Below are 993 nucleotides of genomic sequence, written 5' to 3'. Positions count from 1 at the left end.
CACGTCGAGTACGAAACGGCTAACCGCCACTACGCACACGTCGACTGCCCGGGCCACGCTGACTATGTGAAGAACATGATCACGGGCGCAGCGCAGATGGACGGCGCGATCCTGGTTTGCTCGGCAGCTGACGGCCCGATGCCGCAGACGCGTGAGCACATCCTGCTGGCACGTCAGGTTGGCGTTCCGTACATCATCGTGTTCCTGAACAAGTGCGACATGGTGGACGACGCTGAACTGCTCGAGCTGGTCGAGATGGAAGTTCGCGAACTCCTGTCGAAGTACGACTTCCCGGGCGACGACACGCCGATCGTGAAGGGTTCGGCGAAGCTGGCGCTGGAAGGCGACACGGGCGAGCTGGGCGAAGTGGCGATCATGAGCCTGGCCGACGCGCTGGACACGTACATCCCGACGCCGGAGCGTGCAGTTGACGGCGCGTTCCTGATGCCGGTGGAAGACGTGTTCTCGATCTCGGGCCGTGGTACGGTTGTGACGGGTCGTGTCGAGCGCGGCATCGTGAAGGTCGGCGAAGAAATCGAAATCGTCGGTATCAAGCCGACGGTGAAGACGACCTGCACGGGCGTTGAAATGTTCCGCAAGCTGCTGGACCAAGGTCAAGCAGGCGACAACGTTGGTATCCTGCTGCGCGGCACGAAGCGTGAAGACGTGGAGCGTGGCCAGGTTCTGGCGAAGCCGGGTTCGATCACGCCGCACACGCACTTCACGGCTGAAGTGTACGTGCTGAGCAAGGACGAAGGCGGCCGTCACACGCCGTTCTTCAACAACTACCGTCCGCAGTTCTACTTCCGTACGACGGACGTGACGGGCTCGATCGAGCTGCCGAAGGACAAGGAAATGGTGATGCCGGGCGACAACGTGTCGATCACGGTGAAGCTGATCGCTCCGATCGCGATGGAAGAAGGTCTGCGCTTCGCAATCCGCGAAGGCGGCCGTACGGTCGGCGCCGGCGTCGTCGCCAAGATCATCGAGTAA

1 protein-coding gene is annotated in these 993 nt (G+C 61.9%); it reads left to right on the top strand.

The genetic code is table 11. The features are described 5' to 3' along the window. Positions 1-993: elongation factor Tu (tuf, locus tag BDI24065_RS40870; RefSeq protein WP_077182115.1), on the top strand; the 993-nt coding region annotated here is incomplete at its 5' end.

Origin of the sequence: Burkholderia lata, from assembly GCF_902499025.1 — a bacterium.
Classification (GTDB): Bacteria; Pseudomonadota; Gammaproteobacteria; order Burkholderiales; family Burkholderiaceae; genus Burkholderia; species Burkholderia lata_C.
This window is presented reverse-complemented; position numbering and strand designations above follow the sequence as displayed.